The sequence below is a fragment of the Agrococcus jenensis genome, assembly GCF_003752465.1.
Lineage (GTDB): Bacteria > Actinomycetota > Actinomycetes > Actinomycetales > Microbacteriaceae > Agrococcus > Agrococcus jenensis.
In genome coordinates this window covers 210,018-230,936 of record NZ_RKHJ01000001.1, presented here as the reverse complement: position 1 = coordinate 230,936, position 20,919 = coordinate 210,018, and the positions used below count along the sequence as shown (strand labels likewise).

General features: G+C 73.7%; 20 protein-coding genes and 1 tRNA gene. 14 read left to right on the top strand and 7 right to left on the bottom strand.

Annotation, left to right across the window (positions count from 1 at the left end; all coding sequences use genetic code 11):
* The first annotated feature begins 9 nt into the window (after positions 1 to 9).
* The 3 genes from EDD26_RS01180 (at position 10) to EDD26_RS01170 (ending at position 3,499) form a co-directional block, all read left to right on the top strand.
* Entirely contained in the window at positions 10 to 1,428 is a 1,419-nt protein-coding gene (locus EDD26_RS01180; RefSeq protein WP_123698375.1) for a sugar nucleotide-binding protein, read from the top strand.
* A gap of 195 nt (positions 1,429 to 1,623) precedes the next feature.
* Positions 1,624 to 3,063 (top strand): adenosylhomocysteinase, encoded by a 1,440-nt coding sequence (ahcY, locus tag EDD26_RS01175; protein ID WP_123696038.1) that lies wholly within the window; start codon positions 1,624 to 1,626, stop codon positions 3,061 to 3,063.
* Positions 3,064 to 3,073: 10 nt separating this feature from the next.
* Positions 3,074 to 3,499 carry a hypothetical protein gene (locus EDD26_RS01170; protein ID WP_123696037.1) on the top strand — a complete coding sequence of 142 codons (426 nt, stop codon included), beginning with the start codon at positions 3,074 to 3,076 and terminating at the stop codon, positions 3,497 to 3,499.
* Positions 3,500 to 3,505: 6 nt separating this feature from the next.
* Here the strand turns inward: EDD26_RS01170 and EDD26_RS01165 are convergent, their stop codons facing one another.
* The 4 genes from EDD26_RS01165 to EDD26_RS01150 form a co-directional block, all read right to left on the bottom strand.
* A complete protein-coding gene (locus tag EDD26_RS01165) occupies positions 3,506 to 3,985 on the bottom strand; it encodes a MarR family winged helix-turn-helix transcriptional regulator (RefSeq protein WP_123696036.1) in 480 nt (159 codons plus the stop codon).
* Positions 3,986 to 4,009: 24 nt separating this feature from the next.
* Entirely contained in the window at positions 4,010 to 4,609 is a 600-nt protein-coding gene (locus EDD26_RS01160) for a hypothetical protein (protein ID WP_123696035.1), read from the bottom strand.
* Positions 4,610 to 4,662: 53 nt separating this feature from the next.
* Entirely contained in the window at positions 4,663 to 5,430 is a 768-nt protein-coding gene (locus tag EDD26_RS01155; protein WP_123696034.1) for an alpha/beta fold hydrolase, read from the bottom strand.
* A 42-nt stretch (positions 5,431 to 5,472) separates the two neighbouring features.
* Positions 5,473 to 5,543 (bottom strand) — tRNA-Gln (locus EDD26_RS01150).
* A gap of 87 nt (positions 5,544 to 5,630) precedes the next feature.
* Here EDD26_RS01150 and glmU point away from each other — a divergent pair.
* From glmU to EDD26_RS01125, 5 genes are read left to right on the top strand one after another with little or no spacing between them, the layout of a single operon-like run.
* Positions 5,631 to 7,073: a bifunctional UDP-N-acetylglucosamine diphosphorylase/glucosamine-1-phosphate N-acetyltransferase GlmU gene (gene glmU, locus EDD26_RS01145; protein ID WP_123696033.1), complete on the top strand. Its 1,443-nt coding sequence runs from the start codon at positions 5,631 to 5,633 to the stop codon at positions 7,071 to 7,073.
* Between the two features lie 11 nt (positions 7,074 to 7,084).
* Positions 7,085 to 8,062, top strand: coding sequence for a ribose-phosphate diphosphokinase (locus tag EDD26_RS01140; protein ID WP_123696032.1), 978 nt, complete (start codon positions 7,085 to 7,087; stop codon positions 8,060 to 8,062).
* A 19-nt stretch (positions 8,063 to 8,081) separates the two neighbouring features.
* Positions 8,082 to 8,537 (top strand): hypothetical protein, encoded by a 456-nt coding sequence (locus tag EDD26_RS01135; protein WP_123696031.1) that lies wholly within the window; start codon positions 8,082 to 8,084, stop codon positions 8,535 to 8,537.
* 7 nt (positions 8,538 to 8,544) lie between these two features.
* The gene (locus EDD26_RS01130; protein WP_123696030.1) at positions 8,545 to 9,666 is read left to right on the top strand and encodes a methyltransferase domain-containing protein; all 1,122 of its coding nucleotides are present in this window, start codon (positions 8,545 to 8,547) and stop codon (positions 9,664 to 9,666) included.
* A 53-nt stretch (positions 9,667 to 9,719) separates the two neighbouring features.
* On the top strand, positions 9,720 to 10,994 hold the full coding sequence (locus tag EDD26_RS01125) for an APC family permease (protein WP_123696029.1): 1,275 nt from the start codon (positions 9,720 to 9,722) through the stop codon (positions 10,992 to 10,994).
* 49 nt (positions 10,995 to 11,043) lie between these two features.
* On the opposite strand, the gene EDD26_RS01120 is transcribed toward EDD26_RS01125, so the two are convergent.
* Complete coding sequence (locus EDD26_RS01120) at positions 11,044 to 12,429, bottom strand: cation:dicarboxylate symporter family transporter (protein ID WP_123696028.1); 1,386 nt, start codon at positions 12,427 to 12,429, stop codon at positions 11,044 to 11,046.
* Positions 12,430 to 12,551: 122 nt separating this feature from the next.
* Here EDD26_RS01120 and EDD26_RS01115 point away from each other — a divergent pair, with 122 nt between their 5' ends.
* Positions 12,552 to 14,195 (top strand): sensor histidine kinase, encoded by a 1,644-nt coding sequence (locus EDD26_RS01115; RefSeq protein ID WP_123696027.1) that lies wholly within the window; start codon positions 12,552 to 12,554, stop codon positions 14,193 to 14,195.
* Complete coding sequence (locus EDD26_RS01110; RefSeq protein ID WP_123696026.1) at positions 14,192 to 14,875, top strand: response regulator; 684 nt, start codon at positions 14,192 to 14,194, stop codon at positions 14,873 to 14,875. The genes EDD26_RS01115 and EDD26_RS01110 overlap by 4 nt, the downstream gene beginning before the upstream one ends.
* Before the next feature lie 12 nt (positions 14,876 to 14,887).
* On the opposite strand, the gene gndA is transcribed toward EDD26_RS01110, so the two are convergent.
* Positions 14,888 to 16,366: an NADP-dependent phosphogluconate dehydrogenase gene (gene gndA, locus EDD26_RS01105; protein ID WP_425453384.1), complete on the bottom strand. Its 1,479-nt coding sequence runs from the start codon at positions 16,364 to 16,366 to the stop codon at positions 14,888 to 14,890.
* Positions 16,367 to 16,499: 133 nt separating this feature from the next.
* On the opposite strand from gndA, the gene EDD26_RS01100 reads away from it, so the two are divergent.
* The 3 genes from EDD26_RS01100 to EDD26_RS01090 are packed head-to-tail and all read left to right on the top strand — an operon-like array spanning position 16,500 to position 19,008.
* On the top strand, positions 16,500 to 17,066 hold the full coding sequence (locus tag EDD26_RS01100) for a dihydrofolate reductase family protein (protein ID WP_123696025.1): 567 nt from the start codon (positions 16,500 to 16,502) through the stop codon (positions 17,064 to 17,066).
* A gap of 54 nt (positions 17,067 to 17,120) precedes the next feature.
* Positions 17,121 to 17,999, top strand: coding sequence for an SMP-30/gluconolactonase/LRE family protein (locus EDD26_RS01095; protein WP_123696024.1), 879 nt, complete (start codon positions 17,121 to 17,123; stop codon positions 17,997 to 17,999).
* A gap of 49 nt (positions 18,000 to 18,048) precedes the next feature.
* The gene (locus EDD26_RS01090; protein WP_123696023.1) at positions 18,049 to 19,008 is read left to right on the top strand and encodes a TIGR03557 family F420-dependent LLM class oxidoreductase; all 960 of its coding nucleotides are present in this window, start codon (positions 18,049 to 18,051) and stop codon (positions 19,006 to 19,008) included.
* On the opposite strand, the gene EDD26_RS01085 is transcribed toward EDD26_RS01090, so the two are convergent.
* Positions 19,005 to 19,928, bottom strand: coding sequence for an NAD(P)-dependent oxidoreductase (locus tag EDD26_RS01085; protein WP_123696022.1), 924 nt, complete (start codon positions 19,926 to 19,928; stop codon positions 19,005 to 19,007). The two genes, EDD26_RS01090 and EDD26_RS01085, sit on opposite strands and share 4 nt — an antisense overlap.
* 112 nt (positions 19,929 to 20,040) lie before the next feature.
* On the opposite strand from EDD26_RS01085, the gene EDD26_RS01080 reads away from it, so the two are divergent.
* The gene (locus EDD26_RS01080; protein ID WP_123696021.1) at positions 20,041 to 20,859 is read left to right on the top strand and encodes an IclR family transcriptional regulator; all 819 of its coding nucleotides are present in this window, start codon (positions 20,041 to 20,043) and stop codon (positions 20,857 to 20,859) included.
* The last annotated feature ends 60 nt before the right edge of the window (positions 20,860 to 20,919 follow it).

The window sequence follows — 20,919 nt, the reverse complement described above, 5'->3', positions numbered from 1 at the left end:
ACGGAGCCCATGCAGACGGGCAAGCAGCTCGCGGTGCGCGAGACCCCGATCCCGGGATTCCTGGTCTTCGACCTGCCGGTGCACGGCGACAACCGCGGCTGGTTCAAGGAGAACTGGCAGCGCGAGAAGCAGCTCGCGCTCGGCCTGCCCGACTTCGGCCCGGTGCAGAACAACATCTCGTTCAACGCGGCGCCCGGCGTCACCCGCGGCATCCACGCGGAGCCGTGGGACAAGTACATCTCGGTGGCCTCCGGCCGCGTCTTCGGCGCCTGGGTCGACCTCCGCGAGGGGCCGTCCTTCGGCGCCACCTTCAGCATCGAGATCGACCCGTCGATCGCGGTCTTCGTGCCGCGCGGCGTCGGCAACGCCTTCCAGGCGCTCGAGGTGGATACCGCCTACTCCTACCTCGTCAACGACCACTGGTCGGCCGAGGCGCAGGGCGAGTACACGTTCCTCAACCTCGCCGACCCGACCGCCGCGATCGCCTGGCCGATCCCGCTCGACGAGGCGGAGCTGAGCGACAAGGACCGCGCGCACCCGATGCTCGCCGACGTCACCCCGATGCCGCCCCGGCGCACGCTCGTGCTCGGCGCGAACGGCCAGCTCGGCGTGGCGCTCCGCGCGCACTGGGCCGACCGGCACGACGTCGACTACGCCGGCCGCGACCGCGTCGACCTGGCGCGCCCGGAGTCGCTCGACGGCATCCGCTGGTCGGCCTACGACACGATCGTGAACGCCGCCGGCTACACCGCCGTCGACGCCGCCGAGACCGAGGACGGCAGGCGCGACGCCTGGGCCGTCAACGCCTCCGGTCCCGCCAGGCTCGCCTCGATCGCAGCCGAGCACGGGCTCACGCTCGTGCACGTCTCGAGCGACTACGTGTTCGACGATCGCGCGGGGGAGCGCGACGAGCAGGATGCGCTCGGCCCGCTCGGCGTCTACGCGCAGACGAAGGCGGCCGGCGACCTCGCCGTCGCCGCAGCGCCCCGGCACTACATCGTCCGCACCTCCTGGGTCGTCGGTGAGGGCACGAACTTCGTCTCCACGATGGCGTCGCTCGCGCGCCGCGGCGTCGCGCCGCAGGTCGTCGACGACCAGGTCGGCAGGCTGACGTTCGCGAGCGAGCTCGCGCGCGCCATCGACCACCTGCTGCGGACCCGGGCGCCGCACGGCCTCTACAACGTGAGCAACGGCGGCGAGCCGGTGAGCTGGGCAGCGATCGCCCGCCGCGTGTTCGAGCTCACCGGGAACGACGGCGCGAGCGTCTCGCCGGTGTCGACCGAGGCGTACTTCGCCTCCAAGACCGGCATCGCGCCGCGGCCCCGGCACAGCGCGATGCGGCTCGCGAAGCTCGAGTCGACCGGCTTCCAGCCGCGCGACCAGTTCGCGATGCTCGAGGAGTACGTGCGAGCGCTGCCGACCGCCTGACGTCCGCCCGCGCGCCGGCGAGCGTCAGGGGCCGAGCGGACGCGCAGCACCGGTCGCTCGAGCGAGACGGATCGGGCTGGCACCGGTGCCGACAGCTCCTCGGGCTCGGCGAGCGGGTCAGCCCGATCGAGCGCGCAGCACCGGTTCCGGACGCGGCGCAGACGAGGTCGCGAGGCGAGTGGGAGGATGGTCGGCATGACCGACACCGCTGCGCCCACGACCTTCGAGCACCGCGTCCGCGACCTGGGCCTGGCCGAGGCCGGCCGCCACCAGATCCGCCTCGCCGAGCACGAGATGCCAGGCCTCATGGAGCTGCGCCGGCGCTACGCCGACGAGCAGCCGCTCGCCGGCCAGCGCATTGCGGGCAGCCTGCACATGACGGTGCAGACCGCCGTGCTCATCGAGACGCTCGTGGCGCTCGGCGCGGACGTGCGCTGGGCGAGCTGCAACATCTTCTCGACGCAGGACGAGGCCGCCGCGGCGATCGTCGTCGGCGCCGGCACGCCGGATGCGCCCGCGGGCGTGCCCGTCTTCGCCTGGAAGGGCGAGACGCTCGAGGAGTACTGGGCGTGCACGACGCGCATCTTCGACTTCCCCGAGGGCCCGACGCTCATCCTCGACGACGGCGGCGACGCCACGATGCTCGTGCACCGCGGCCGCGACGCCGAGCTCGCCGGCAGCGCGCCGGTGACCCCCGACGGCGCCCCCGACGAGCTGCGCGTCATCGACGCGCTCATCGCCACGACGCTCGCCGACGACCCGCAGCGGTGGACGCGCATCGCCGAGCAGCTGCGCGGCGTCACCGAGGAGACCACGACCGGCGTGCACCGCCTCGAGCAGCTCTTCGCCGACGGCCGCCTGCTGTTCCCGGCGATCAACGTGAACGACTCGGTCACGAAGTCGAAGTTCGACAACCGCTACGGCATCCGGCACTCCCTGCCCGACGGGCTCAACCGCGCGACCGATGTGCTCATCGGCGGCAAGACGGCGTTCGTCGTCGGCTACGGCGATGTCGGCAAGGGCGCGGCGGAGGCGCTCAAGGGCCAGGGCGCCCGCGTCATCGTGAGCGAGGTCGACCCGATCTGCGCGCTGCAGGCCGCGATGGACGGCTTCCGCGTCGCGCGCGTCGAGGATGCGCTCGACGAGGCCGACATCTGGGTCACGACGACGGGCAACGAGCACGTCATCACGCTCGAGCACCTCCAGGGCATGAAGCACCTCGCGATCGTCGCGAACGTCGGCCACTTCGACAACGAGATCGACATCGCGGCGCTCGAGCGCTCCGGCGCCGAGCGCATCGAGATCAAGCCGCAGGTGCACGAGTGGCGGATGCCGTCCGGCCGCTCGATCCTCGTGCTCTCCGAGGGCCGGCTCATGAACCTCGGCAACGCGACCGGCCACCCGTCGTTCGTGATGTCGAACTCGTTCTCGAACCAGGTGCTCGCGCAGATCGAGCTCGCGACGAAGGACTACGAGCTGGGCGTCTTCCGGCTGCCGAAGGTGCTCGACGAGGAGGTCGCCCGCCTCCACCTCGACGCGCTCGGCGCGCGCCTCACGACGCTGCGCCCCGAGCAGGCCGCCTACATCGGCGTGCCGGTCGAGGGCCCGTTCAAGCCCGAGCACTACCGCTACTGAGGTGCGGGATGTGCGCCTCGAGGGGCGGCTCCCGTTCGAGCTCGTCCCGCTGGCCCTGATCATCGGGTCGGTCGGGGTCGTCAGCCTCTGGCTGCCCGCGTGGCCGCTCACGCTCGGCGCGGGCGCGATGGTGGCCTGGATGGTCGTGCTCGGCGTGCGCGCCGTCACCACGCGCTTCGTGCTCGAGACGACGCCCGAGCCGACGCTCGAGCTGGGCAGCGTGTTCGGGCGTCGACGCGTGCCGCTGTCGTCGCTGGCGCGCGTGCGACGCGGGCTCGTCGGCGGCGGCCACGGCCGGGCCTACGACATCTGGGAGGCGCTCGGCCACGACGGCGCGCGCCTCGCCCGCTCGGCCGACCTCGGGCTGCGCGCCGAGGAGCTCCGCGCGCTCGAGACCGAGCTGCGGCTGTGGCGGGTGCCACTCGAGCGAGGCTGAGCCTGCTCAGAGCATCGCGTCGGCGAGCACGCGCAGCAGCTCCGCGAGCCGCGCCTGGTCGTCGGCGGGGATCGAGCGCAGCAGCCGGCGCTCCGCCTCGAGCAGCGCGTCGAGCGCCACGTCGACCCGGTCGATGCCCTCGTCGGTGAGGCCGACGAGCCGCACCCGGCGGTCGGCGGAGCCGTCGACGCGCTCGACGAGCCCGGATGCGACGAGGTTGTCGATGCGGTTCGTCATCGTGCCGCTCGTCACCATCGTCTGCGCGATGAGGTCCTTCGGGCTGAGCGGCCCGTTCTCGCGGCGGAGCGCGGCGAGCACGTCCCACTGCCACGGCTCGAGCCCGGCGAGCTGGAACGCCTCCGCGCGCACGCGGCCGAGCTGGCGCGAGATGCGCGTCATGCGGCTCAGCACCGCGAGCGGCGAGACGTCGGCGTCCGGCCGCACGCGCATCCACTGGGCCATGATGCGGTCGACGTCGTCGGTCATGCCCTCATCCTCGCATCGGCCGGCTCACGCCCAGTAGGGCGGCACGAGCACGACGACGAGCATGACCACGACTGCCGTGGGCACCGCGACCGCGATGGCGCCGGCCGGATGCGCCTGGTGCCAGGGCATGCCCAGCGGCACCGCGCCGGCGCGCCGCGCGAGCACGAGCGGCACGAAGGGCACGCCGAGCGCGCTCCGGAACCGCTGCACGTCGGCCGGGTCGAGGCCCTCTGTGTTCGCCTGCCCGAGCGCCCGCCCGCCGTCGTCGACGAGCCACCACCGCTCGTGATCGCGCGTGACCGGGATGCCGCGCGCGGAGGTGCCCGGCGCGTCGACGATCACGATGCCCGCGACGTCGGCGAGGCGGACGCTGCGCGATGCGCGCGGGCCGAACCGGAAGCTCGCGTCGGCGCCGGGCTGGTCGAGCTCCCACCGCCGCAGTGTCGTGCGGCGATGCACGACGATGCTGAGCACCGCGACGACGACGAAGAGCGCCGTCCACCCGGCGCTCACGAAGGCGAGGCCCGCGAAGATGACGACGCCGAGCCAGCTGAGCGCGCGGCCGAGGCGGGAGGCCCAGCGGCGGCCGGGATGCGCGCGGGCGGTGAGCATCGGGGTCGGCACCCCGACAGCGTGCCAGACGCCGTCGGGGTCAGCCGCTCGATGCACCCGTGCCGTCATCGGCCGAGGCGGGTCGCGATCGCTGCGGCCATCGCCTCGGGAGACTCGAGCGGGACGAAGTGGCCGCCCGGGACCGTCTGCAGGCGCGACCTCGTGAACCACGCTCCGACCTCGTCCGCCCACGCGAGCGGGAAGAGCGGATCGCGCTCGGGCCAGAGCATCGTGGTCGGCACGCTCGTCGGACGGCCGCCCGCGTAGCCGACGTTGTCGCGGTACCAGGCGATGCTCGCCGCGAAGGCGCCCGGCCGGGCGTAGGCCGCCACCACGTCGTCGAACCGCGGCCCGGTGGTCAGCTCGCCGGAGGCCGCCCACGATCCGGTCAGGAACGCGAGGTGCTCGCGCACGGCGTCGGCCCGCCCGTCGATGAGGCTGGCGGCGACCGGCGTGCGATGGAAGTGCTGGTACCAGAATCGCGGGGCGAGGTCGCCCGCGGCGGCGCGAGTGCCGATCCCTGGATAGCCGGGGGTGAGGACCGCGCCGACGAACCTCGCCGGATCCATGCGGAGCATCGCCTGCGCGATGCGGCTGCCGATGTCGTACCCCGCCACCAGCAGCGGGGCATCCCCGGGCAGCGTCGCGAGCAGGCGACGCGCATGCGCGTCCGCCGCCGCCGAGCCGGGTGCCATCGGGCCCTCGAACCGCTCGCCGAAGCCGAGCAGCGGGGGAGCCACGCACCGCACGCCGGGCAGCAGCGGGATGACCCGGTCGTAGTCCGAGGGCAGCCCGGGCCAGCCGTGCAGGAGGACGACGAGCGGTTCGGTCATGCGCACAGTCTTGCGCGCACGCGACGGGCGGGCCTGCTCCTGCTCCGCCACCAGGATTCGAACCTGGACAAACGGCTCCAAAGGCCGCTGTGCTGCCGTTACACCATGGCGGAGGGCGCGATCCAGGGTAGTCGTGCCGCCGGGGCGTCGGCGTCGCGGTCCGCAGCCCGGATAGCCTGAGTGCAGTCCACCGCACCCCGATGGGAGAGCTCGTGCCCCAGGTCGCCGTCATCGTCCTCGCCGCAGGCGCGGGGACGCGCATGAAGAGCCGCACGCCCAAGCCGCTCCACCCGCTCGCGGGCAAGCCGCTCATCGCGCACGTGCTGCACACCGCCGGCGAGCTGCACCCCGAGGCGATCGTCGCCGTCGTGCGGCACGAGCGCGACCGGATGGCCGAGGCCGTGCTCGAGTTCGCCCCGCACGTGCGCATCGCCGACCAGGACGACGTGCCCGGCACCGGCCGCGCCGTCGAGCAGGGGCTCGACGCGATCGCCGACTTCGAGGGCCACGTCGTGGTCCTCTCCGGCGACGTGCCGCTCATCGACGCGGACACGCTCCGCTCGCTCGTCGACCGCCACGAGCGCGAGGGCAACCAGATGACGCTGCTGTCGGCGCACCTCGGCGACCCGACGGGCCTCGGCCGCATCGTGCGCGACGAGGCCGGCGCCTTCGTGCGCATCGTCGAGCAGAAGGACGCGAGCGACGCCGAGCGGGCGATCGACGAGGTCAACGGCGGCATCTACGTCTTCGACGCGGCAGCGCTCCGCACGGCGCTCCGCGCCATCGGCCGCGACAACGCCCAGGGCGAGATGTACCTCACCGACGCCGCGCTCGCCATGCAGTCGACCGGCGGCCGCATCCAGGCCGTCCCGGCGAGCGACAGCTGGGCGATCTGGGGCATCAACGACCGCGTCCAGCTCGCCGCCGCCGCCCACGAGCTCAACGACCGCATCATCCGCCGCTGGCAGATGGCGGGCGTCACGATCACCGACCCCGCCTCGACCTGGATCGACGTCGACGTCACGCTCGCCGAGGACGTCACGATCCTCCCCGGCACGCAGCTCCACGGCGCCACCGCGATCGCCACGGGCGCGACGGTCGGCCCCGACACGACGCTCGTCGACACCGAGGTCGGCGAGGACGCGGTCGTGAAGCGCACCGACGCGACGCTGTCCGTCATCGGCGCCCGCGCATCCGTCGGCCCCTTCGCCTACCTGCGGCCGAACTCGGTCGTCGGCGACGACGGCAAGGTCGGCACGTTCGTCGAGACGAAGAACACCCAGATCGGCGCGGGCAGCAAGGTGCCGCACCTGTCGTACATCGGCGACACGGTGGTCGGCGAGGGCTCGAACATCGGCGCCGGCACCATCACCGCGAACTACGACGGCCAGGCGAAGCACCGCACCACGGTCGGCTCGCACGTGCGCACCGGGAGCCACAACGTCTTCGTCGCCCCCGTGACCATCGGCGACGGCGCCTACACTGGAGCAGGCACGGTCGTCCGCAAGGACGTCGAGCCGGGCGCGCTGGCGATCTCGGTCGCACCGCAGCGCAGCATGGCGGGCTGGGTCGCGACGAATCGCCCCGGGACGAAGGCAGCCGACGCGGCAGCGGCGGCGGACACGCAGGCACCTGAGGCCTAGGAGGCACCCGAGTGGGATCGATCGTCGCGAAGAACCGCAAGCACCTGGTGCTCGCCACCGGAAGGTCGCACCCGGAGCTCGCGAGGTCGGTGGCGGCCGAGATGGGTGCCGATCTGATGGACGTCGACAGCCGCACGTTCTCGAACGGCGAGATCTACGCCCGCTACGAGGGCTCGGTGCGCGGCTCCGACGCGTTCATCATGCAGTCCTACGGCGCCCCCGTGAACGAGTGGCTCATGGAGCAGCTCATCATGGTGGATGCGCTGAAGCGCGCGTCCGCGAAGCGCATCACCGTCGTGATGCCGTACTACCCGTACTCGCGGCAGGACAAGAAGGGCCGCGGCCGCGAGCCGATCTCGGCCCGCTTGATCGCCGACCTGTTCAAGACCGCCGGCGCCGACCGCATCATGTCGATCGACATCCACGCCTCGCAGATCCAGGGCTTCTTCGACGGCCCCTTCGACCACCTGTTCGCCATGCCGGTGCTGCTCGAGCACTTCCGCTCGACGCTCGACCCCGACAGCGTCACGGTCGTCTCGCCCGACATGGGGCGCGTGCGCGTCGCCGACGTGTGGAGCGACAAGCTGGGCGCGCCGCTCGCGATCATCCACAAGCGCCGCGACCCGCTGGTGCCGAACCAGGTGTCGGTGCACGAGATCGTCGGCCAGGTCGACGGCCGCGTCTGCCTGCTCGTCGACGACATGATCGACACCGGCCGCACGATCGTGAAGGCTGCGGAGGCGCTCAAGAAGAACGGCGCGACGAGCGTCGTCGTCGCCGCCACCCACGCGATCTTCTCCGGCCCCGCGCCCGAGCTCCTGAACTCCGACTTCATCGACAAGGTGGTCGTCACCGACACGCTGCCGCTGCGCGACGACCAGCGCTTCGAGAAGCTGCAGGTGCTCTCGATCGCCCCGCTGCTCGCCCGCGCGATCACCGAGGTCTTCGAGGACGGCTCCGTCACGAGCCTCTTCGACGGGGCGGCGTAGGCTCTCCTCGGAGGTTGACATGGCGACACCCGCATGGTTCGGTCCGGCACTGAGGTTCCTCAGCGAGAACGGCAGGAAGTACGGCCCCGAGGCGATGTCGTGGCTCATGAAGAACCCGCAGGTCGCCGACCGCATCCAGCGCGAGGTGCAGCGGCTGACGCGCTCGAGCGGGCAGAGCTCCGACGCGATGCGCCAGAGCCTCAAGGCGATGCGCGAGCAGGTCGAGTACCTGCGGCGCAGCGCGGACGACAACGCGGAGCGCGCCCGCGCCGACCGGTGGGCGGCCTCGCTCACCGGGCTCGAGCACGCGCTCGAGCTGCTCGGCCCCGGCAGCCCCAAGGCGGATCTCAAGCGGCTCCGCGACCGCGTCGACGCGCTCCGGAGCCAGATCCTCGACGCCTTCCTCGCCGAGCAGATCGAGGACGCCGGAGGGCCGGCCCCCATCGAGCCGCCCGCCGCGTCCGACGAGCGCTGACCACGGGGTGACGACGAGCGTCGCGCTCGCGTGCGCGTACTTCGACGCGTGGCGCTGCCGCTCGTGCTCGCTGCTCGACGTCGCCTACGACCTGCAGCTCGCCGAGCAGCAGGCGGGCGTCGAGGCGGCGCTGCCGCCGATGGCGTGGGATGTGCCGCACGCGAGCCCCGTTGGCGGCTTCCGGAACAAGGCCAAGATGGCCGTCGCGGGCACGGTCGACGCGCCGACGCTCGGCATCCTCGCCGCGGACGGCTCCGGCATCGACCTGCGGGCGTGCCCGCTGCACGAGCAGCCGATCGTCGACGCGATGCCGGCGCTCGAGGCGCTCGTGCGCGCGGCGCGGCTCACGCCCTACGACGTGCCGAGCCGGCGCGGCGAGCTCAAGCACCTCATCCTCACCTCGTCGCCCGACGGCGAGCTCGCGCTGCGACTCGTGCTGCGCTCGAGCGAGTCCCTGCCGCGCATCCGCAAGCACCTCGCCGTGCTCGACGGCCTGCCGCTCACGAGCGTCTCGGCCAACCTGCAGCCCGAGCACAAGGCGGTGCTCGAGGGCGACGAGGAGGTGCTGCTCGCGGGCTCCGGCGTGCTGCGGATGCGCGTGAACGGCATCGGGCTGCGGCTGCGGCCCCGCAGCTTCTTCCAGACGAACACGTCGGTCGCCGCGGCGCTCTACCGGCAGGCGACCGCCTGGATCGACGACGCCGATCCCGCGAGCGTGCTCGACCTCTACTGCGGGGTCGGCGGCTTCGCGCTGCACGCCGCGCGGCCCGGCCGCCGCGTCGCTGGCGTCGAGGTGACGGCGGAGGCGATCGACGCCGCGCGCGAGACCGCGGCCGAGCTCGGTGCCGACGCGGTCTTCGCGGTGGGCGACGCGACCGGCGTCGACCTCGAGGGTGCCGAGGCGCCGGAGCTCGTGGTGGTGAACCCGCCGCGGCGCGGCATCGGCGAGCTCGCCGCCCGGCTCGAGCGGAGCGCGGTGCGTCGGGTGCTCTACTCGAGCTGCAACCCGGCGAGCCTCGCGCGCGACCTCGCGACGATGCCGAGCCTCCGGCCCGTCCGCGGCCGGGTCTTCGACATGTTCCCGCACACCGCGCACGCCGAGGTGCTCGTCGAGCTCGAGCGCGCCTGACCGCGCCGCGGCCCCGCACCGGCCGTTCACCGGGCGCCGGTAGCGTCGGCGCCATGACCCAGCTCGCGAGGCGCCTCGGCGTGCCTGGCGCGATCGCCATCGGCCTCGGCGCGATGATCGGCGCCGGGCTCTTCTCGGTGTGGGCGCCCGCCGCGGCGCTCGCGGGACCGCTGCTGCCCGCGGCGCTCGGGCTCGCGGGGGCGATCGCGGTGCTCAACGCGCTCTCGACCGCGCAGCTCGCGATGGAGCATCCGGTCTCGGGCGGCGCCTACGCCTACGGCCGCGCAGAGGTGGGGGAGCGGGTCGGCTTCGCCGCGGGCTGGATGTTCCTCACCGGCAAGACCGCGTCGGCAGCGGCGATCGCCGTGATCGCCGGGCAGCACCTGTGGCCCGAGCACGCCGCCGCCGTCGCGGCCGTCGCGGTCGCGGCGCTCGCCGCGCTCAACATGCTCGGCGTGCGGGTGACCGCGTGGACGTCGGCGGCGATCGTCGCGATCGTGCTGGTCGTCGTGCTCGCAGCGCTCGGATGGTCGGCGGCCGGCGGTGCGACCGCGCTCACGGCGCCCAGCGGCCCGACCGACGACGTCGGGTCCATCGGCGGCGTCGGCGGGGTCCCGTTCGGGCTCCCGGCGCCCGCGGGCCCGCTGGCGGTGCTGCAGGCCGCGGGGCTGCTGTTCTTCGCCTTCGCCGGCTACGCGCGGATGGCGACGCTCGGCGAGGAGGCGCGCGACCCGCGCCGCACCCTGCCGATCGCGATCGTCGTCGGGCTCGGCGTCGTGCTCGTGCTCTACGCGCTCGTCGCGTGGGCGACCACCGCGCGGCTCGGCGCGCTGCTGCCGGCGTCGGTGACGCCGGTCGCCGACCTCGTGGCGCAGCCCGCGCTGCACGCGGCGGTGCTCGGTGCCGGCGCGCTCGCGTGCCTCGGCTCGCTCATGGGGATCCTCGCCGGGCTGAGCCGCACGGGGCTCGCGATGGCGCGCGAGGGCGACCTGCCGGGCCGGCTCTCGTGGATCGCGCCGCGCACCCGCACGCCGGTCGTGGCCGAGGCGTCCGTCGCGGCGGCGGCGATCGTGGGCGCGCTGCTGCTGCCGGCGGGCAGCCTCGTCGCCGTCTCGTCGACGTGCGTGCTGACGTACTACGCGATCGCGCACGTCGCGGCGATCCGGATGCGGCGGCGCGGGGCGCGGCAGTGGCTGCCTGCCGCGCTGCCGTGGGCCGGCGTCGCCGCGTGCGGCCTCGTCGTCGTGACGCTGCCCTGGCCCGGCGTCGTCGCGGCCGCCGCCTGGCTCGCCGTCGGGCTCGGCGCCCGCGAGCTCCTGCGGCGCTGACGCCGACGGCCCGCGCCTGGGCGCGGGCCGTCGGTCGGTCTCGGGCGGGTCAGCGGCGCTCGACCGGCTCGAGCTCGCGCGGGTCTTCGTCGGCTGCGCCGGCCTCGTTGGCACCGTGCTCGTCGGCGAGCATCGTGCGCTCGTCGAACGGCCGCTCGCCCGCCAGCACGGCGCGCACCTGCTCCATGTCGATCTGCTTCGTCCAGGTGCCGATGAGCAGCGTCGCGACCGCGTTGCCGGTGAAGTTCGTCAGCGCGCGCGCCTCCGACATGAACCGGTCGATGCCGACGATCACGCCGACGCCGTCGACGAGGTCGGGGCGGTAGGTCTGCAGGCCGCCGGCGAGGGTCGCGAGCCCTGCGCCGGTGACGCCGGCCGCGCCCTTCGAGGCGATGATCATGAAGACGAGCAGGCCGATCTGCTCCGGGATCGACATCGGCATGCCCATCGCGGTGGAGATGAAGAGCGACGCCATCGTCAGGTAGATCGCGGTGCCGTCGAGGTTGAAGGAGTAGCCGGTGGGCACCGTGATGCCGACGACGGGCTTCGAGACCCCGGCGTGCTCCATCTTGGCGATGAGGCGCGGCAGCGCCGACTCCGACGACGAGGTGCCGACGATGAGCAGGTACTCGCGTCCCAGGTACTGCATGAGCCGGAAGATGTTCACGCCGGTGACGACCCGCAGCAGCGTGCCGAGCACGATGACGATGAAGAGCACGCAGGTGGCGTAGAACCCGAGCATGAGCGTCGCGAGCGCCACCACGGCGCCCCACCCGGTCGAGCCGACCACGCCCGCGATGGCGCCGAAGGCACCGATCGGCGCGACCCACAGGATCATCGTCAGCACGCGGAAGACGAGCGCCTGGAAGTGCTTCACGACCGAGAGGATCGGCTTGCCGCGCTCGCCCATCGCCTGCACGGCGAAGCCGACGAGCAGCGCCACGAACAGCGTCTGCAGCACCGACTCGCCCGTGAGGGGCGACAGCAGCGTCGTCGGGATGATGCCGAGCAGGAAGTCGGTCGTGGTCTCCGCCTCGCCCTCCGTTTCGTAGCTCGCGCCCGCGATGTTGAGGCCCTCGCCGGGGTGCACGAAGTTGCCGACGACGAGGCCGATGGCGAGCGCGAACGTCGACATGATGAGGAAGTAGACGAGCGCGAGCCCGCCGACCTTGCCGACGGTCGCGGCCTTCGCGATCGAGCCGATGCCGACCACGATCGTGCAGAAGATGACCGGCGCGATCATCATCTTGATGAGGGCGACGAAGCCCTTGCCGATCGGCGCGAGCGCCTCGCCGGTCTCGGGCGAGACGAGCCCCACGATGACGCCGAGGACCACGGCGACGATCACCGAGATGTAGAGCCAGTGGGTCTTGTCGAGCCTGCGGAGCCGTGCTCCGAACGTGCGGTCGTCCGCGGTGCTGGGCGTCGTTGCCATGCTGTGCTCCTCGCATCGGGCGCCGCCCCTGCGCGACGCCTCCGAGCAGTCAGCCTGCGCCCGGCGGCGCTCGCCACCCGTGTTTCGTGCATAGTGTTCACAGCGCGAGCGGGAGGGGTGCGATGCGGGGATGGTGGCGCTCGGCGAGCATCGCGACCCGCGTCTTCGCGCAGACCGCCGCGATCCTCGTGCTCGCCGCCGCCGTGGCCTTCGCGCTGCTCGCCGTCGACGCGCGGCAGGAGCGCGAGCGGGAGGCGGCGCTCGCGAGCCAGGAGCTCGCGCTCGCGATGGCGGCCACCCCGACCGTGCGGCAGGCGGTCACGGAGGCCTTCGACCGCTATCCGGCCGACCGGGGCGCGGCGATCGCCGCGGCGACGGGCGCGATGCAGCACTACGTCGAGGACGTGCGGATGGCGACGCGGCTCGACTTCGTCACCGTGATGCATCCGGACGGCACGCGCTACACGCATCCCGACCTCGCCGAGATCGGCCGCGAGTTCCTCGGCACGACCGCTCCCGCGCTCGCCGGCTCGACGTTCACCGAGGTCTTCGAGGGCACGCTCGGGCCATCGGTGCGGGCCGTGACGCCCGTGCTCGACGACGGCCGCGTGGTCGGCCTCGTGGCGGCCGGCGTCACGATCGAGCGCGTGGGCTCGCTCGTCGTCGTGCGGCTGCTCGCCGTCGGCGGGCTGCTCGTCGCGACGCTCGCCGTCGCGGCGCTCGCGGCGTGGCTGCTCGCCCGCCGGCTCGACCGCGCGACCGGCGGGCACGGTCCGGAGCAGCTCGCGCGCCTCTTCGCGGCCCACGAGGCGGCGCTGCACGCGGTCGACGACGGGCTCGTGCTCGTGGAGTCGGGTGCCGTGGTGCTCGCGAACGACCGCGCTCGCGCGATGCTCGGCCTCGGCGAGCTCGCGACGCCGATCCCGCCCGACGCGCCGCTGCCCGCGGGCGTGCGCGCCGTCCTCGACGGCGACGGCGGCCAGGTGCTCGTCGGCGGGCGCTGGCTCGTCGTCGCGCGGCACGAGACGGCGCGCGCGGGCACGACGACGCTCACGATCCGCGACCGCACCGAGCTCCAGCGCATGACGGGCGAGCTCGACGCGGTGCGCACGCTCGCGAGCGCGCTGCGGGCCCAGACCCACGAGTTCGGCAACCGGATGCACACGGTCGCGACGCTCATCGAGCTCGACGAGCCGCGCCGGGCGCTCGAGGTCGCGACGGCGGGCCGCGACCTGGGGCAGCGCCTCGCCGACCGCGTGGTCGGCGACGACGAGGAGCCGGTGATCGCGGCGCTGCTGCTCGGCAAGGCCGCGCAGGCCCACGAGCGGGGCGTCGAGATGCACGTCGAGACCCACCTCGCGCCCGGCACGCACGGCATCGACCCGGTCGACTTCGTCACCGTGCTCGGCAACCTCGTCGACAACGCGATCGACGCGGCCGCCGAGCGCGCCGCGCGCGCGACGTCGGGCGATCGCGACGCGTGGGTGGAGGTCTACCTCGACGAGGACGCCGGCGCGATCGTGCTGCAGGTGAGCGACAGCGGTGCTGGGCTCGCGCCCGAGCAGCACAAGCGCGCGTTCGCGCCGGGCTGGTCGACGAAGCCGGCCGGCGCGCACGGCCGCGGCTTCGGCCTCAGCATCGTGCGCGAGACGGTCGAGCGGCTCGGCGGATCCATCGAGATCGGGGCCGGCGAGGCGGGCGAGACGACCGCTGCGGCGGGCGCCGTCGTCACGGTGCTGCTGCCGCGACCGGGGGCGGCGCCGTGATCCGGGTGCTCATCGTCGAGGACGAGCGCGGCACCGCGGCGGCGCACGTCGCCTACGTGCAGCGCTGCGAGGGCTTCGAGGTCGCGGGCGTCGCGCACTCGGCGGCGGCCGCGCTGCAGGCGATGCGCGAGGCGGCCGCCGCGGGCGTGCCGATGCAGCTCGTGCTGCTCGACATGCAGCTGCCCGACGGGCACGGCCTCGACGTCTGCCGGCGGATGCGCGCCGAGGGCCACCTCGTCGACGTCATCGCCGTCACCGCCGAGCGCGGGCTCGAGACGGTGCGCGACGCCATCGCGGTCGGCGTCGTGCAGTACCTCATCAAGCCGTTCGCGTTCGCCGCGCTCGCGGAGCGCCTGCAGCGGTACCGCGACTACCGCGAGCGCGTGGACGGCACCGGCCGCATCACCCAGCAGGAGGTCGACCGCGCGATCGCGGCGCTGCGCACGACGAACGCGCCCGGCCTCGCGAAGGGGCTCTCGGGCGACACCCTCGACGCGGTCGCCGCGCTGCTCGCCGACGGCGCCGCGCGCTCCGCCACCGAGGTGGCCGCGGCGCTCGGGCTCTCGCGCGTCACCGCGCGCCGCTACCTCGAGCACCTCGCGGCGAGCGGCGACGTCGAGCGCAGCCCGCGCTACGGCGCGAAGGGCCGGCCGGAGCTCGAGTACTCGCGGCCGGCCTGACGCACCGACGCCTCAGTGCGTGTCGACCGCCTCGACCTCGGTGCGGTCGCCGGACCACTGGGTGTGGAAGGTGCCCTGCTTGTCGACGCGGCGGTAGGTGTGCGCGCCGAAGAAGTCGCGCTGCCCCTGCACGAGCGCGGCGGGCAGGCGGTCGGCGCGCAGGCCGTCGTAGTAGGCGAGGCTCGACGAGAACGCCGGCGAGGGGATGCCCGCCTGCGCCGCGGCGATGACGACGCGGCGCCATGCCTCGTGGGTCTGGCCCATGATCTCGCGGAAGTACGGGGCGAGGATGAGCGCGGGCAGCTCGGGCGTCGTCGCGTAGGCCTCGGTGATGTCGTTGAGGAAGCGCGCGCGGATGATGCAGCCCGCGCGCCAGATGCGGGCGACCTCGCCCTTCTGGATGTCCCAGCCGTGCTCCTCGGCGGCGGCGACGATCTCGTCGAAGCCCTGCGAGTAGGCGACGATCTTCGACGCGAACAGCGCCTTCCGCACGTCCTCGACGAACGCGTCCGCGTCGTCGACGAGCCACTCGTCCGAGGGGCCGGGGAGGTCGGAGGCGGCGGCGCGCTGGTCGAGCTTCGACGACAGCGAGCGGGCGAAGACGGCCTCCGCGATGCCCGAGACCGGCACGCCCAGGTCGAGGGCGGTCTGCACGGTCCAGGCGCCGGTGCCCTTCGCGCCGGCGGCGTCGAGGATCACGTCGACGAGCGGCTGGCCCGTCTCGGCGTCGACCTGTCGCAGCACCTCCGCGGTGATCTCGATGAGGTACGACTCGAGCTCGCCCCGGTTCCACTCCTCGAAGACCTCCGCGATCTCGGCGGGCGACTTGCCCGTGCCGCGGCGGATGAGGTCGTAGGCCTCGGCGATGAGCTGCATGTCGGCGTACTCGATGCCGTTGTGGACCATCTTCACGAAGTGGCCGGCGCCGTCGGTGCCGACGTGCGTCACGCACGGCTCGCCCTCGGCGACCGCGGCGATGCCGGTGAGGATCGGGCCGAGCGTCTCGTACGACTCCGCGGTGCCGCCGGGCATGAGCGACGGGCCGTTGAGCGCGCCCTCCTCGCCGCCGGAGATGCCGCAGCCGACGAAGTGGATGCCCGTCTCGCGCACGGCAGCCTCGCGGCGGATGGTGTCGGTGAAGAGCGCGTTGCCCCCGTCGACGATGATGTCGCCCGGCTCGAACACCGACACGAGCTCGTCGATGACCGCGTCGGTCGGACGTCCGGCCTTCACCATGATGATGGCGGTGCGCGGCTGCTGGAGCGAGTCGGCGAGCTCCTGCATCGTCGCGGCCTTCACGAAGCCCGCCTCCGGGTGCGCGGCGATGAGGTCGTCGGTCTTCGCCGTCGTGCGGTTGTAGACGGCGACGGTGTTGCCCTCGCGGGACGCGAGGTTGCGGGCGAGGTTCGAACCCATCACGGCGAGGCCGACGACGGCGATGTTGGCAGTGGTCACGGAGGTCCTCCTGGACGGCTCGGGGGTCTGAGGCAAGGCTACCCAGCAGCGGATGCGCCGCCGCGGGCGGTGAGGCCTGCGGCCTTGACAGGGCTCGGCATCCGCCGCACGATCGAGCTGAGCCCGTCGATGGCCCGTCGATGGGCCCGCCGAGGCGAGGAGCACCGCGATGACCGCCACCTACACGTTCGACGTCTTCACGAGCGTCGACGGCTACGGCTCCCACCACGGCGACTGGGGCGGCTACTGGGGCAAGCAGGGCCCGGAGCTGCTCGAGCACCGCGAGGCGCTCTTCGCCACGCCGCAGCGGATGGTCTTCGGCGCGAACACCTACCGCGACTTCGTCGCGATGGTGCCGGACGGCACGTGGGAGGAGGACGCCTGGGTGTCGCGCATGCGCCGGATGCCGCTCACGGTGGTCTCGTCGACGCTCGAGGAGCCGCTCGACTGGCAGGACGCGACGATCGCCCGCGGCGATGTGCTCGAGGAGGTGGCGCGGCTCAAGGAGGCGTCGGACGTGCCGCTGCGCTCGCACGGCAGCCTGCGGCTGAACCGGGCGCTCATGGCCGCAGGGCTCGTCGACGTCGTGCAGCTCACGGTCTTCCCCGTGGTCACGGGCCGCACCGGCGACGGCCGCATCTTCGAGGGCGCCGACGACTTCGACCTCGAGCTGCTCGGATCGCGCACGCTCGACGGGCGCGCGCTCGAGCTCACCTACCGGCCGACCCGCCACTGACCCGGCGGAGCCCCTCGCAGGCGCCGCGCAGGCGCGGGTGCTTGCATCGGCGGCATGCACGCAGACGGCTCCGACCACGACCTGCTCGCGCCCGGCGCGACCCTCGAGCGGATGGCGACGGGCGCCTCGTGGAGCGAGGGCCCGCTCTGGCTGCCGGACGAGCGCGTGCTGCGCTGGAGCGACATCCACGGCGACCGCATCCTCGAGGTCGACGAGGCCGGCACCATGCGCGAGCACCGCGTGGGCGTCGAGTTCACGAACGGCCGCGGGCTCTGGCTCGGCGGGGTGGCGCAGTGCTCGCACGGCCGGCGGGCGATCGAGCTGGAGGTCGACGGCGAGGTCACGGTGCTCGTCGACCGCTTCGAGGGGCGGCGGCTGAACTCGCCGAACGACCTCGCGGTGCACCCCGACGGCTCCATCTGGTTCACCGACCCGCCCTACGGCATCGAGAAGCCCGAGGAGGGCCACCCGGGGGAGCGCGAGTACGGCGGATCGTTCGTCTTCCGCTGGAGCGCCGACGCCGGGCTCCGCGCGGTGATCACCGACATGGCGCGCCCGAACGGCATCGCCTTCAGCCCCGACCTGGCGACACTCTACGTCACCGAGTCGGGCGGCGAGGACGAGACGGCGGAGGCCAGCACGATCCGCGCCTACCGGCTCGAGGGCGAGGGCGCCGAGGTGCGCGCGGTCGACGGGCGCCGGCTGTTCGCGATGGACGCGGGCACCCCCGACGGCATCGCGATCGACGCGGAGGGGCGCATCTGGTCGTCGAGCGCGGACGGCGTGCACATCATCACCCCGGCGGGGGAGCGCATCGGGCACGTGCCGGTGCCCGAGACGGTCGCGAACCTGTGCTTCGGCGACGACGGCTGGCTGTGGATCGCGGCGACGACGAGCGTCTACCGGATCCGCACGGCGACCCTCGCCGCCTGACCGTCGCGTCCCCCACCGGGCATCCAGGTGGGGCTCCTACCGTCGACGCATGCAGATCGGATACAAGCTCTTCGCCGAGGACGTCGCACCCAAGGAGCTCATCCGGCGAGCGGTCGAGGCCGAGCGCGCCGGCTTCGACTTCGTCGAGATCAGCGACCACTTCCACCCCTGGCTGCCCGAGCACCAGCACTCGTCGTTCGCGTGGGCGATCCTGTCGGCGATCGCGGCGAAGACCGAGACGCTGCGGCTCGCGACCGGCGTCACCTGCCCGTCGATCCGCTACCACCCGGCGATCATCGCCCAGGCGGCGGCGACGCTCCAGATCATCTCGGACGGCCGCTTCACGCTCGGCGTCGGCGCGGGGGAGCGGCTCAGCGAGCGCATCGTCGGGCAGGGCTGGCCGGAGGTCGGCGATCGGCACCGGCGCTTCCGGGAGGCGCTCGAGATCATCCGGCTGCTCTGGTCGGGCGGCACGCACTCCTACCGCGGCGACTTCCTGACGCTCCAGGACGCGCGCGTCTACGACCTGCCGGAGACGCTGCCCGAGATCGTCGTCGCGGCCGGCGGCCCGCAGGCCGCCGCGCTCGCCGCCGAGCTCGGCGACGGCCTGTTCTCGACCGACCCCGATGCGTCGCTCATCGAGGCGTGGACGGCTGCGGGCGGCGACGGGCCGCGCTACTGCGAGGTGCCCACCGCGTTCGCACCCGACGCGCGCGCGGGCGCGGAGGCCGCGCACGAGCGGTTCCGGTTCGGACCGCTCGGGTGGAAGGTGCTCGCCGAGCTGCCCGACCCGACCGCGTTCGACCAGGCGACCCAGTCGATCCGCGTCGAGGACATGGAGGAGGCGTTCGCGTGCGGCCCCGACGTGGAGCGGCACGTCGAGGTGTTCTCGGAGTTCCGCGATGCGGGCTTCGACCACCTCGTGCTCATGGACGCGAGCACCGACCCCGACGCCTTCATGGGCTTCTTCCAGGACGAGCTGGGGCCGCGCCTGCGCCAGTCGGCCTAGCGCTCGGCGACCACGCGGCGGCTGACGGCGATGTCGCGGTCGCCGTAGCCGCGCGCGACGATCTCGTCGAAGAACGCCCGCAGCGCGGGGAGCAGGGCCGGGCTCGTGCCGGTCGCCTCGGCGATGTCGGCCGCGAAGCCGAGGTCCTTGATCATGTAGCGGGCGATCCCCGACGGCGAGTCGTCGCCGCGCACGAGCTTGTCGCGTCGGCTCTCGAGCAGGTTCGAGCCCGCGTAGCCGCCGCCGAGCAGCGTCCAGAGCGCGTCGAGGTCGAGCCCCGACCGGTCGGCGAGCACGGTCGCCTCGCCGAGGGCGGTGATCGTCGCCGCGACGACCAGCTGGTTGCAGGCCTTCGCCACCTCGCCGGCGCCGAGCGGGCCGAGGTGCACCGGCCGGCCGCAGGGCGCGAGCAGGGCCGCTGCGCGCTCGGCGTCCTCGGCGCTGCCGCCGAGCATGATCGAGAGCGACCCGGCCTCTGCGCCGTCCACGCCGCCCGACACGGGGCAGTCGACCACGCGCACGCGCCCCTGCGTCTCCGTCGCGAGCCGCTCCGCGAGCGCCCGCACCGCAGGAGCCGAGGAGGTCGAGCCGATGAGCAGCAGCAGCTCGCCGTCGCCGAGCCCTGCGAGCAGGCCGTCCGGTCCGTCGAGCGCCTGCTCGAGCTCGGGCAGGTCGGGCAGCATCGAGAGCACGGCACCGGCTCCCGCGGCGAGCTCGCGCGGCGTCGCCGCCCACGAGGCGCCGGCCTCGACGAGCGCGGGCCGGGGGGAGCGGCCGGTGATCCGCACGCGGCTCCCGCTGCCGAGCAGGCGACGCACCATGGGCTCGCCCATCGCGCCGAGCCCGATGACGCCGATCGCGCCGGCCCGGTCGTCGGAAGGTGCTGCGTCGGCTGCTGCGCCGGAGACTGCGGTGTCCATGCGCTCAGGCTACGGCCGCGAGTGCGCTCTGGCCAGCATGTCGGACACTGTCCACCGATGTGGATGCGCCCTAGGGTGGACGGCGACGACCTCGACCGCGAAGGAGCGGACCATGGCCCAGCACGCAGCGACGCAGCCGCACGACGGCGCGACGGAGCGCACCGACCGCGACCCGGCGCCCGCGGTCTCGCGCGCCCTCCGCATCCTCACCTCGCTCGCCGACGCCGAGGGGGTGCCGATGACGCTCAGCGACATCGCCAGGGCGCTCGGCATCGCCAAGTCGTCGACCGCGAACCTGTGCGCGGCGCTCGAGGAGGGCGGCATGGTCGAGCGCGAGGCGGGCGGCTACCGCCTCGGTCGCCGCACGGCGGAGCTCGGCGGCGCGTTCGCGCAGCAGTTCAACCAGGTGCGCGAGTTCTACCGCGTCGTCGCGGCCTCGCCCGCGCTGCACCGCGAGGTCGTGCAGATCGCCATGCTCGACGGCGTCGACGCGCTCTACCTCGCGCGCCACGAGGGGCGCTCGCCCTACCGGCTCGGGACGCCGCTCGGCTCGCGGCTGCCCGCACCGCTCAGCGCGACCGGGGTGGCGCTGCTCGCCCGCCTCGAGGATGACGAGGTGCGCGCGCTCCTCGCACCCGCGGAGCCCTTCCCGCGGCTGACGGCCACGAGCATCACGACGGTCGACGAGCTGCTGCCCATGCTGCGCGAGGCGCGCGAGCAGGGCTTCGCGGTCGACCGCGGCGGCTCGTTCGGCGGCATCACCGGCGTCGCGGTCGCGCTCGACCCGTGGGCGCCCGCGGATCCGCCGCTCGCGATGGGCGCGGCGCTGCCCGCCGAGCACGCCGACGAGGCGCGGGTGGGGGAGGTCGGGGCGGCGCTGCGGGACGCGGTCGCCGCGCTCTCCAACCCGCTCCGCGGGCCAGTCGCCTAGCCTCGGTCGCTCGCTGTTCAAAGGGTTGTACGGCGTTCAGCCCAGTGGTACGCTCGCCTC

What these genes read in the sequence shown, in the direction of transcription:
- EDD26_RS01125 (WP_123696029.1), top strand. Translation starts at nt 9,720, where the DNA reads ATGACCCAGCTCGCGAGGCGCCTCGGCGTGCCTGGCGCGATCGCCATC.
- EDD26_RS01085 (WP_123696022.1), bottom strand. Translation starts at nt 19,928, where the DNA reads ATGGACACCGCAGTCTCCGGCGCAGCAGCCGACGCAGCACCTTCCGAC.
- EDD26_RS01155 (WP_123696034.1), bottom strand. Translation starts at nt 5,430, where the DNA reads ATGACCGAACCGCTCGTCGTCCTCCTGCACGGCTGGCCCGGGCTGCCC.
- ahcY (WP_123696038.1), top strand. Translation starts at nt 1,624, where the DNA reads ATGACCGACACCGCTGCGCCCACGACCTTCGAGCACCGCGTCCGCGAC.
- EDD26_RS01135 (WP_123696031.1), top strand. Translation starts at nt 8,082, where the DNA reads ATGGCGACACCCGCATGGTTCGGTCCGGCACTGAGGTTCCTCAGCGAG.
- EDD26_RS01115 (WP_123696027.1), top strand. Translation starts at nt 12,552, where the DNA reads ATGCGGGGATGGTGGCGCTCGGCGAGCATCGCGACCCGCGTCTTCGCG.
- EDD26_RS01080 (WP_123696021.1), top strand. Translation starts at nt 20,041, where the DNA reads ATGGCCCAGCACGCAGCGACGCAGCCGCACGACGGCGCGACGGAGCGC.
- glmU (WP_123696033.1), top strand. Translation starts at nt 5,631, where the DNA reads ATGGGAGAGCTCGTGCCCCAGGTCGCCGTCATCGTCCTCGCCGCAGGC.
- EDD26_RS01090 (WP_123696023.1), top strand. Translation starts at nt 18,049, where the DNA reads ATGCAGATCGGATACAAGCTCTTCGCCGAGGACGTCGCACCCAAGGAG.
- EDD26_RS01120 (WP_123696028.1), bottom strand. Translation starts at nt 12,429, where the DNA reads ATGGCAACGACGCCCAGCACCGCGGACGACCGCACGTTCGGAGCACGG.
- EDD26_RS01100 (WP_123696025.1), top strand. Translation starts at nt 16,500, where the DNA reads ATGACCGCCACCTACACGTTCGACGTCTTCACGAGCGTCGACGGCTAC.
- EDD26_RS01180 (WP_123698375.1), top strand. Translation starts at nt 10, where the DNA reads ATGCAGACGGGCAAGCAGCTCGCGGTGCGCGAGACCCCGATCCCGGGA.
- EDD26_RS01165 (WP_123696036.1), bottom strand. Translation starts at nt 3,985, where the DNA reads ATGACCGACGACGTCGACCGCATCATGGCCCAGTGGATGCGCGTGCGG.
- EDD26_RS01095 (WP_123696024.1), top strand. Translation starts at nt 17,121, where the DNA reads ATGCACGCAGACGGCTCCGACCACGACCTGCTCGCGCCCGGCGCGACC.